This is a genomic window from Alteraurantiacibacter aquimixticola (assembly GCF_004965515.1).
GTDB lineage: Bacteria > Pseudomonadota > Alphaproteobacteria > Sphingomonadales > Sphingomonadaceae > Alteraurantiacibacter > Alteraurantiacibacter aquimixticola.
In genome coordinates, this window is the sequence record NZ_SSHH01000003.1 from 506,497 (window position 1) to 515,892 (window position 9,396).

Here is a 9,396-nt window from a genome sequence, read left to right on the forward strand (position 1 = left end):
TGGTATGGGCGTTGCTCCTGTAGCTGCGTTTGTCTGGCGCCTATGTAGTGAGGAATCGGCGCGGAAGCTAGGGGGTAGGGATTGTTGGTTTTTCGCTTGCCCGGATGGGCGGGCGGAAACCTCAGGGCCTCCAGATCGGGAACCGCGCCAGCTTCCTCTCGGTCGGCACCATGGCATCGATACGGCGCGCCGGTTGCAGCGCCTTGAGGATTGCAGGATCCGCGGCGTTCATCCCGCCCGTCAGCGATCCGAAGGCGGGGAGGATCATGCGGCCGCTATCCGCGCCATTCTCGCTCACCACCGCACAGGGGCGGCGGATGTGCCTGTGGTGGACTTTCACCTGCAGCCGCGGGTGGAAATGGCCGGAGAGTTCGGGCCGAGACTCGCCCTTCTTCGCCTCATGCCGCAGCACCATGCCGGCAAGCTCCAGTTCCTCCACGAAAGTGCCGCCGCAAGCTGCTCGGCCTTTCTCGTCCTGAGCCCCGGAATCCTTGGCATCGTGATTGCCGGTGATCCACACGAAATCGAGCGCGCGGGTCAGCGCATCGAGCATGCCCGCCGCATGCCCCTCCAGCCGCGCGGGGCCATCGGCATCGTGGAAATTGTCACCCAGAGTATAGACTCGCCGCGCACCCGTTTCCTTCACCGCCGCCGCCAGCCGTTCCAGCGTCTCGCGGCTGTCATAGGGTGGCAGCAGCTGCCCGGCTTGCGCAAAGAAGCTCGCCTTTTCGAGATGCAGGTCCGCCACCAGCAGCGCATTCTCACGCGGCCAGAAGAGCGCATTCGAACGCGTCAGGCGGAATTCCTCACCGCAAAAGGGAAAGGCGAACGAAAGGGGAACCATTGGTTCCACTTGCCGTGGCTGGAGCCGTTTGGCAAGGGGGCTGAAGCTTTGATCCTCGTCATTGCGAGGAGCGTAGCGACGAAGCAATCCAGTACCACACGCGATCTGCCCTGGATTGCCGCGCGACCTCCGGTCGCTCGCAATGACGACATGAGGACGAGAATGCCCTGGACCGATCAAACCGCCGCCGCCAAGGAATGGTTCGAAAGCTTGCGCGATCGCATCTGCGCCGAGTTCGAGGCGATCGAGCGTGAGGCGGGATCGGACGCCGGCTTCGATTACATCCCCTGGGACCGCGAGACCGAGGACGGCACTGAAGGCGGCGGCGGCGTGCGCGGGGTGATGAAGGGCAAGGTGTTCGAGAAGGTGGGCGTCAACGTCTCCACCGTCTCGGGCGAATTCGCGCCGCAATTCGCCGACTCGATCAATGGAGCGGACGCGGACAATCCGGGCTTTACCGCCACCGGCATCAGCCTGGTCGCGCACATGGCCAACCCGCATGTGCCCGCCGTGCATATGAATACGCGCTTCCTCACCACGCAGTCGGCCTGGTTCGGCGGCGGGGCGGATCTCAACCCGCCGATCCCCTATGAGGAGGATACAGAGGCCTTCCATGCCCGCCTGCGCGCAGCCTGTGCGGCGCATAACCCGACCTATTATGAGCGTTTCTCCAAGTGGGCGGACGACTACTTCTTCATCCCCCATCGCGGCGTGGCGCGCGGCGTGGGCGGCATTTTCTACGACCACCTCGAATGCGAGGATCTCGACCAGTTCGAACGGCACTTCGCCTTCACCCGCGACGTGGGCGAGGCCTTCCTCGACGCCTTCCCGGCGATCGTGCGCAGGCGCATGGGGCAGGAATGGACCGAGGAAGAAAAAGCCGCGCAAAAGGAATGGCGCGGCCGCTATGTCGAATTCAACCTCGTCTATGACCGGGGCACGCTGTTCGGCCTCAAGACTGGCGGCAATATCGATGCGATCCTGATGAGCCTGCCGCCCGAGGTGACATGGAGTTGAGGGGGAGTTGAGGCGGAGCTGAGGGGGAGTGAGGGAGTTGGCGGAAGCCTACTCCCGCCCTTCCATTTCGCGCCGGATTTCGCGGCCGATGTCCGACATCGCATAGGACAGCGGGCGGTTGCCGGGGCCGCCATAGAGGCTGCGCAAATAACCCCTGTCGAAGGCGCTCAGCCGGTCCGGGGCGCCCTCTGCGGTGAACAGGCCGAGCACGGTGGGGGCCGAAATCGCCTCGATCGGCGCGCGCGTGTGGGCGAGGCTGCGCATGGTGGCGTAGTCGGCCAGCGTCACGCCATCGAGCCCGGCCAGCGCCTCGCTGTCGACCAGCACCACCGAAACCATGATCTCGCGCAGCGTGTGGGTGCCGGTCCGGCCCGACATGGTGCTTTCGAAAACGGGCGGCCCGCGGCCGATGGGTTGCGAACCGTCAAAGGCAGTGGTGGCGACTGCGTTCCAGGCGAGGGCGGGGCCTTCCTGTTCGGCCACGCGCTTGCGTTCCCACAAATCGATGCCTTCCACCAGCCGGCTGCTTTCGCGCCGCAGGCTTGCGAATTCCTCGCGCGGGTCCTCGACCACGGCGACGACGATATTGGCCGTGCAGCCTTCTTCCTCGGAGACCTTCAGCCCCACCGCCTCGGCATTGTAGTAGATCCGGTCGATCACCAGCCGCGCGCTGTCGGGCGCAAGGCCGTAAACTCCGACGCAAACCTCGCGGCGCATCCGCGCGAGCGGTGCGCCAACCGCGCCTTCGCGTGGAGTGATCGATCCTGCCTGGCGCCGCACGTCGCGCACGCTAACCGGCTGGTCGCCCTCGATGACAATCACATCCTCGGAATCGAGCTGTTGCTCTTCTTCCTCCGCCGTCGCGGGCTGGGCTGCCAAGATGGCGAAGCAGCCCAGCAGTGCTGGCAACATGCCGGTCCTGCGCATTGTGATCCTCCATGCGGATGCGCCCAATAGCGGGCGACAACCGATCCGATTGGTGCCCGAATAACATTACCGTTCCCAGAATCCTTGGCCCTATGCGTCACCTCGCTCGACAAACGACACGGCGATTGGCGACACGGCGATCGGCGAGTGATGACAAGCGCATTCCGCGCCCCTAAGGTTGCAGCCGTAACCGAATCCGTCATCCCCGGAGTATCCATGCGCATCCTGTTTTCCGCCGCCGCTGCGGCTTCCCTGTTCAGCCTGAGCGCCTGCGAGGCACCGTTCCAGAGCGAAGCCGGCGAACGCATGGTCGCGCCGATCCTCACCAGCGAGGAGGCTTTCGACGACTTCACTTTCGCCCAGCCGCAGGTGGCGCGGGTGACGCATGTGGCGCTCGATCTCGCGCTCGATTTCGAAGAGCAGGACGTGTCGGGCACCGCCACGCTCGATATCCTCGCCGCCGATGGCGCGGGGGAGATCGTGCTCGACAGCGACGGGCTGCAGGTGGAAAGCGTCGCCACCGTTTCGGGCGAAGCGCTGGATTGGCAGATGGGCGAGCATGTCGATGGCAAGGGCGAGCCGCTGACCATCACTTTCGGTGAGGCCGCTCCCGAACAGATCGTCGTCACTTACACTTCCGCTCCGGAAGCCGAAGCGCTGCAATGGCTGAGCCCGGAGCAGACCGCGGGCGGGGCGCATCCCTTCCTCTTCAGCCAGGGGCAGGCGATCCTCAACCGCACCTGGATCCCGACGCAGGATTCGCCCGGCATCCGCCAGAGCTGGGAAGCACGCGTGACTGCCCCCGAAGAGCTCAACGTGGTCATGTCCGGCATCATCCAGGGCGAGGCCGAGGAAGCGGGCGAGGGCCGCCACGCCTTCGCCTTCCGCATGGACCATCCGGTCGCGCCCTATTTGATCGCGATTGCGGCTGGCGACATCACCTTCCGCGAACTCGGCCCGCGCTCGGGCGTCTGGGCAGAGCCTGCGATGATCGAGGAGGCCGCCGCCGAACTCGTCGATACCGAAGCGATGATCGATGCGGCCGAGGGGCTCTACGGCGACTATCGCTGGGGCCGTTACGACATGATCGTGCTGCCGCCTGCCTTCCCTTACGGGGGCATGGAAAACCCGGTGATGACCTTCCTGACGCCGACTTTCATCGCTGGCGACCGCTCCAACACCGGCCTCGTCGCGCATGAGCTGGCGCATAGCTGGTCGGGCAACCTCGTCACCTATTCCAGCTGGCGCGATGGCTGGCTGAACGAGGGTGTTACCTCCTATATCGAGAGCCGCATTTCGGAAGAGGTCTTCGGCACCACCCGTTCCGAACAGGAATATGCGCTGAGCTATGGCGCACTGGTGGACATGGTGGAGGACAAGGGCGCAGACAATCCCGTCACCGCCATGCGCACGCCCGCCGGCACCAGCCCCTTCGATACCGCCGGAGAGGCGATCTACGACAAGGGCACCGTCTTCCTGCGCACCGTCGAAGGTATCATCGGGCGCGAGCGTTTCGATCCCTGGCTGCGGCAGTGGTTCGATGCCCACGCCTTCCAGCCCGCCACGTCCGAAATGTTCATCGCCGACCTGCGCGAGAATCTGATCCAGGGCGACGAGGAACTGGAAGAGGCGCTGATGCTGGAAGAATGGATCTACGGCACCGGAATTCCCGCCAATGCGGCCAAGCCCGATCCGGCCGCCTTCGCTGCCGTCGATGCAGCGGTCGCCGCCTATGCCGCCGACGGCACGCTCGATGCCGAAAGCTGGCACGGCTGGAGCGCGGCGGAACAGATGCGCTTCCTGCGCGAAGTGCCTGAGCAGCTCGATACGGCAGCGCTGGAGGAACTCAACGAAACGCTCGGCCTGTCGCAGACCGGCAATAACGAGATCCGCTTCCTGTGGCTGCGCCTCGCCCTGATGAACGATTACGATCCGGCAGTGCCTGAAGCGGAGGAATTCCTCTCCACCGTGGGCCGTAACAAGTTCGTTTCGCCGCTCTACCAGGTGCTCGCCGATCGCGGCGACTGGGGCATGGCGATCGCCCGCCCGCTCTACACAAGCGCGCGGCCGACCTACCACGCCTATACGCGCGGCAGCGTTGATGAAGTGCTGGACTGGGATGAAAGTTGAAGACTAGCTCAGCGCGTCGCGCAGTCCCGGCTTCGCGACGCGCTCAAGCGCTTCGACCGTCTCCAGCGACTTGTTCTCATCGCGCGGGATGACGCTGAGCGTGCCGTTGGTTTCCAGGATCACCCAATTGGCATCCTCGACCGAGGTGTGCCCTTCGCCGCGCAGTGCGGTCATGATCTCGTCTTCCGAGATGCGGGTGCGCCGCATGGCTTCGCGTAGATAGCGGCCCTTGTGGGTCAGCATCACCGGCTCGTCCTTCACCAGCTTCTCGAACGGCTTGAAGTGCTGGGTCAGCCGGGCGAGCGTGTATTGCAACGCCACCAGCACAATAATGCCGGTCAGCGATGCAAGGAGCGAGACGTCTTCGAGCAAGATGCCGCTGGCGGCCAGGCTGCCGACGATCACGTTCACAATCCAGTCGAAGCTGTTGAGCTGCGCGGTGGTGCGCGCTCCGCTGACGCGAATGATGACCACGATGGCGGCATAGGCCAGCGCCGCCGACAGCGCGACTTCGGCCAGTTGCGGCCAGCTCGTCTCGAACAGCGAGAACTCGCGCTCCATTACAGTATCCTCCAGCCGATCGGCTTGAAGCTGCCACCATTGGAGGCATAGGCGGAGCAGGCGGTGAGGCCGATCACGCAGTCCATCTGCGCTTCCAGCTGCAGCACGTCACCCTTCTTCGATGGCGGCGGCTCCACGCTGATGCGCCCGCTTGTCCCGTCGAAAGGCACGTTCATGAAGACGTTGAAGGCAGTGGGGATCGCGTCTTCCGTAACGCCATAGGGTTCCAGCGCTTCCGCCAGGTTTCCGAAGCATCCGCGATGAACGGGCTCGTCAGGATAGAAATGGCGAAAGGTCCCCTCGCTGCACGGCGTCAGCAGGAAATCGTGGCAGCCCACATCGTCGCGCGTGATCGTGAGCATCGGGTTGGAGCGGTTGGACCAAAGCGTGTTGCCGGTGGTCAGCTTCAGCGTCTCCTCGTAGTCGAAGGTCCGCCCGTTGGACACGACCTCGCGCACGTCACCGGCATTGAAGGCGAGCAGGTCGGAAACCTGGCAGCCTTCGACATCGACCACTTCCAGCACCTGTCCCTTGTCCAGCCGGAAGGCCACGCCGGAGCGCGGCGGTATGACCTGCACATCGCTCATGCCCGCTTGTCCTCGAAAGGCGGCTTCCAGCCCTTGGGCACTGCGCGGCCCGAATACTGGCAGGCCTCGCTGCTTTCACCATGGCGCGCAAGCATCGGGTTGATGTCGCCCGCCAGCGCCTCGTCACGCTTCAGGATCGCTTCGCGCATGCGTTCGTAGCGGCCTTCCTCGCGCAGGCGTTCGAACTGGTCGTGCAGGTTGAACACCATGGTCGGGTGGTGAAAGCGCCGCGCTGGACGCGAAGCATTGGGATGCAGGCCGACGACGAAATAAGCCTGGCCTCCGAAGCTGAGCGAGAAATGCGGGTTTTCCGGGTCCGGGCTCACGCTCTCGTCATAGGGCTGGCCGCGCCAGTGATCCTTGTCGGCGAGCGACTGGATGCGGTCCCACATATGCCGCTCGAACTCGTCTTCGGAAAGGTCGTTGGGGCCGGCAAAGACCACCGCCAGCGAGCGCAATCCGCCCGGATCGTCGCGATAGTCCCACGCCCAGTGCAGCAGCGCGTCGTGGATCTTCACATCGTTCCACGCGCTGGTGATGTCGCGCGCGGCCATCACGCGCAGGTTTCCGCGGGCGAGGGCGGATTTGGCGCCGACGCAGGGAAAGGCCTTGGCCTCGATCCATTCCTCGAGATCGGAGCGGAGGGCGGCGTCGTCTGCTTCCTCCATCAGCATGGCACCACTCCTGCCGCCTCGCGCTCCTCGTCGCAGCTGCAGGCTTGCGAGGGTTTCGCCATGACGGGGGCGATTGCCGGGGGACGCTTGCGCCCCATGGTCCAGTTGCCCTGGAAGCGCACTTGCGGATTGGGCGCGCACCAGATTTCGCCATTGGCATCAAGGGTGGTGACCCAGATCAAATGGTGTTCGGGACCGTAATCGATAACGCCAACGGCCTGACCCTTGCCGCGGTCGAGGACGTGGACGGGAAGGCTGGGATTGAGCTGTGTGAACATGATGATCCTGCTCGGTTGCTTGCGCTTCTCAAATGCGGGAGGCGGTCCCTTGTTCCGGCGCGGGGGATCGGCTCGTCGCACGTTCATGCAGCATCCGGCTCATCACAAAAGGTGAAAATCCTTCCTGTTTTCCGCAGAATCCGGCACTATCTTGAACATATGCTGCGCCAGTACGAACTTGTTGAACGGGTCAAGGAATACGACCCTGACGCCGATGAGGCGCTGCTCAACCGTGCCTATGTCTATACCGTCCAGAAGCATGGCAGCCAGAAGCGCGCCAGCGGCGATCCCTATTTCAGCCACCCGGTCGAAGTCGCGGGGTTGATGACGGACCTGAAGCTGGACCAGGAAACCATCATCACCGCGCTGCTCCACGATACGGTGGAGGATACGCTGGCGACGATCGAGGATATCGAGCTGCTGTTCGGCAAGGACGTCGCCCGCCTTGTCGATGGCGTGACCAAGCTTTCCAAGATCGAGCAGATGCCCGAGAATGAGCGGGCGGCCGAGAACCTGCGCAAGTTCCTCCTCGCCATGAGCGAGGATCTGCGCGTGCTGCTGGTGAAGCTGGCCGACCGCCTGCACAATATGCGCACGCTGCATTTCATCAAGAACCCGGAAAAGCGCCGCCGCATCGCGCGTGAGACGATGGATATCTACGCCCCGCTGGCTGAGCGGGTGGGCATGTACGAATATATGCGCGAGATGCAGCTGCTGGCTTTCGAGCAGCTGGAGCCGGAGGCCTATGCCACCATCACCAGCCGGCTGGAGCAGATCCGTTCCACCGAAGGCGGGCAGGTCGATGCCATCGCGCTCAACATGAAGCAGGCGCTGGCCGAAGCCGGCCTGGAGGTCGAGGTCTGGGGGCGCGAGAAGCACCCCTATTCGATCTGGAAGAAGATGGCCGAACGTCACGTGTCGTTCGAGCAGGTGACCGACATCATGGCTTTCCGCGTGCTCACCTCCAGCGTGGAGGATTGCTACCGGGCGCTGGGCGTGCTGCACACTGTCTGGAAGAGCGTGCCGGGCCGCTTCAAGGACTATATCTCCACCCCCAAGACCAATGGCTATCGGTCACTGCACACCACGCTGATCCATGCCGGATCGATGCGCGTCGAAGTGCAGATCCGCACGCGCGAGATGCACCGGACCAACGAATTCGGCCTAGCAGCGCACTGGGCCTACAAGCAGGCCGGCCGGCCCGATGGTGAAGTGGGCTGGCTGCGCGATTTGATCGAGATCGTCGATGCCAGCCACGATGCCGAGGAACTGCTCGAGCATACAAGGCTCGCGGTCTACCAGAACCGCATCTTCGCCTTCACGCCCAAGGGCGCGCTGTTCCAGCTGCCCAAGGGCGCGACCGCAGTGGACTTCGCCTTTGCCGTGCATACCGACCTTGGCGCGCAGACGGTGGGCGCGAAGATCAACGGGCGGCACATGCCGCTGCGCACGCAGCTGAACAATGGCGACGTGGTGGAGATCATCAAGGGCTCCAGCGCCGAACCGCAGCTCTCCTGGCTCGGCTTTGTCGTCACCGGCAAGGCGCGAGCCAGCATTCGCCGCGCGGTGCGGCTGAAGGAGCGTGCGGAGATCGCCGAGATCGGCGCCAAGCTGTTCGAGGAGATCGTCGAGCGCCTGCCCGCCAAGGTCGGCAAGAAGGCGATCAAGGCCGCACTCGAACGGTTGGAGCTGGGGGATGAGGAGGACCTGATGTTCGCCATCGGCTCCGCCAAGCTGACCGATCGCATGGTGATGGAAGCGCTGGTCCCCGGCTCTACCCGCGACCTGCCGGAGGAGATGCCGCAGGGCCGCGCGATCAGCATCAAGGGACTTACGCCGGGCATGGGCTTCACACTTGCCGAATGCTGCCACCCGCTGCCGGGCGACCGGATCGTGGGCCTCAGGCGCAAGGGAAAGGGCGTGGAAGTCCATGCGATCGACTGCCTCGAACTCGCGAATGGCGAGGATGCCGACTGGGTGGACCTGTCATGGGGCGAGCATTCGCACGGCGCGGTCGGGCGGCTCAACATCACGCTCTACAACCGGCCTGGCACGCTGGCGGAAATGGCCGGCACCTTCGCGCGCAACAACGCCAATGTGATGAACCTCGAACTCACCCAGCGCGATGATCCCTTCCACACCTATGCGGTGGACCTGGAAGTGCAGGACCTGGCGCATCTGACGCGGATCGTCAGCTCGCTGCGGGCGAGTGATTCCGTCGCCGAAGCGGAGCGGATTTAGTTGAAGGGCAGGAAGCGCCCCTTGCACTGAGCCCTTGCACTGGGGGTGAGGGAGGCAGCCGGCAGCAGGGGAGCACAGCGACCGCAAGGCCGGATGGCCGCCCGCAGGTGCCCCGCAGCGCAGCGGAGGGAATAGCA

The 9,396-nt window shown here is 64.3% G+C and carries 9 protein-coding genes; 3 read left to right on the forward strand and 6 right to left on the reverse strand.

What is annotated here, in order from left to right; all coding sequences use genetic code 11:
* Nucleotides 1-121: 121 nt before the first annotated feature.
* Nucleotides 122-844: a ligase-associated DNA damage response endonuclease PdeM gene (gene pdeM / locus E5222_RS13365; protein ID WP_136694269.1), complete on the reverse strand. Its 723-nt coding sequence runs from the start codon at nt 842-844 to the stop codon at nt 122-124.
* Nucleotides 845-1,006: 162 nt separating this feature from the next.
* Here pdeM and hemF point away from each other — a divergent pair, with 162 nt between their 5' ends.
* Nucleotides 1,007-1,861, forward strand: a complete 855-nt coding sequence (gene hemF, locus E5222_RS13370) for an oxygen-dependent coproporphyrinogen oxidase (protein ID WP_169053597.1) — start codon at nt 1,007-1,009, stop codon at nt 1,859-1,861.
* A 48-nt stretch (nt 1,862-1,909) separates the two neighbouring features.
* On the opposite strand, the gene E5222_RS13375 is transcribed toward hemF, so the two are convergent.
* Nucleotides 1,910-2,788, reverse strand: coding sequence for a hypothetical protein (locus E5222_RS13375; RefSeq protein ID WP_136694271.1), 879 nt, complete (start codon nt 2,786-2,788; stop codon nt 1,910-1,912).
* Between the two features lie 216 nt (nt 2,789-3,004).
* Between E5222_RS13375 and E5222_RS13380 the strand changes: the two genes are divergently transcribed.
* A complete protein-coding gene (locus E5222_RS13380) occupies nt 3,005-4,918 on the forward strand; it encodes a M1 family metallopeptidase (protein ID WP_136694272.1) in 1,914 nt (637 codons plus the stop codon).
* Nucleotides 4,919-4,921: 3 nt separating this feature from the next.
* Here E5222_RS13380 and E5222_RS13385 read toward each other — a convergent pair whose 3' ends face one another.
* The 4 genes from E5222_RS13385 to E5222_RS13400 are packed head-to-tail and all read right to left on the reverse strand — an operon-like array spanning nt 4,922 to nt 7,018.
* A complete protein-coding gene (locus E5222_RS13385; RefSeq protein ID WP_136694273.1) occupies nt 4,922-5,479 on the reverse strand; it encodes a DUF421 domain-containing protein in 558 nt (185 codons plus the stop codon).
* Nucleotides 5,479-6,066 (reverse strand): DUF1989 domain-containing protein, encoded by a 588-nt coding sequence (locus tag E5222_RS13390; protein ID WP_136694274.1) that lies wholly within the window; start codon nt 6,064-6,066, stop codon nt 5,479-5,481. The genes E5222_RS13385 and E5222_RS13390 overlap by 1 nt, the downstream gene beginning before the upstream one ends.
* On the reverse strand, nt 6,063-6,734 hold the full coding sequence (gene gntA / locus E5222_RS13395; protein WP_425456263.1) for a guanitoxin biosynthesis heme-dependent pre-guanitoxin N-hydroxylase GntA: 672 nt from the start codon (nt 6,732-6,734) through the stop codon (nt 6,063-6,065). Before gntA ends, E5222_RS13390 begins: the two co-directional genes overlap by 4 nt.
* The gene (locus tag E5222_RS13400; RefSeq protein WP_425456261.1) at nt 6,734-7,018 is read right to left on the reverse strand and encodes a hypothetical protein; all 285 of its coding nucleotides are present in this window, start codon (nt 7,016-7,018) and stop codon (nt 6,734-6,736) included. The genes gntA and E5222_RS13400 overlap by 1 nt, the downstream gene beginning before the upstream one ends.
* A gap of 159 nt (nt 7,019-7,177) precedes the next feature.
* Here E5222_RS13400 and E5222_RS13405 point away from each other — a divergent pair, with 159 nt between their 5' ends.
* Nucleotides 7,178-9,259, forward strand: a complete 2,082-nt coding sequence (locus E5222_RS13405; protein WP_136694276.1) for a RelA/SpoT family protein — start codon at nt 7,178-7,180, stop codon at nt 9,257-9,259.
* Nucleotides 9,260-9,396 lie beyond the last annotated feature (137 nt).

Coding starts and splice junctions, on each gene's coding strand:
- E5222_RS13380 (WP_136694272.1), top strand. CDS start 3,005: ATGCGCATCCTGTTTTCCGCCGCCGCTGCGGCTTCCCTGTTCAGCCTG.
- gntA (WP_425456263.1), bottom strand. CDS start 6,734: ATGGAGGAAGCAGACGACGCCGCCCTCCGCTCCGATCTCGAGGAATGG.
- pdeM (WP_136694269.1), bottom strand. CDS start 844: ATGGTTCCCCTTTCGTTCGCCTTTCCCTTTTGCGGTGAGGAATTCCGC.
- E5222_RS13405 (WP_136694276.1), top strand. CDS start 7,178: ATGCTGCGCCAGTACGAACTTGTTGAACGGGTCAAGGAATACGACCCT.
- E5222_RS13390 (WP_136694274.1), bottom strand. CDS start 6,066: ATGAGCGATGTGCAGGTCATACCGCCGCGCTCCGGCGTGGCCTTCCGG.
- E5222_RS13375 (WP_136694271.1), bottom strand. CDS start 2,788: ATGCGCAGGACCGGCATGTTGCCAGCACTGCTGGGCTGCTTCGCCATC.
- E5222_RS13385 (WP_136694273.1), bottom strand. CDS start 5,479: ATGGAGCGCGAGTTCTCGCTGTTCGAGACGAGCTGGCCGCAACTGGCC.
- hemF (WP_169053597.1), top strand. CDS start 1,007: ATGCCCTGGACCGATCAAACCGCCGCCGCCAAGGAATGGTTCGAAAGC.
- E5222_RS13400 (WP_425456261.1), bottom strand. CDS start 7,018: ATGTTCACACAGCTCAATCCCAGCCTTCCCGTCCACGTCCTCGACCGC.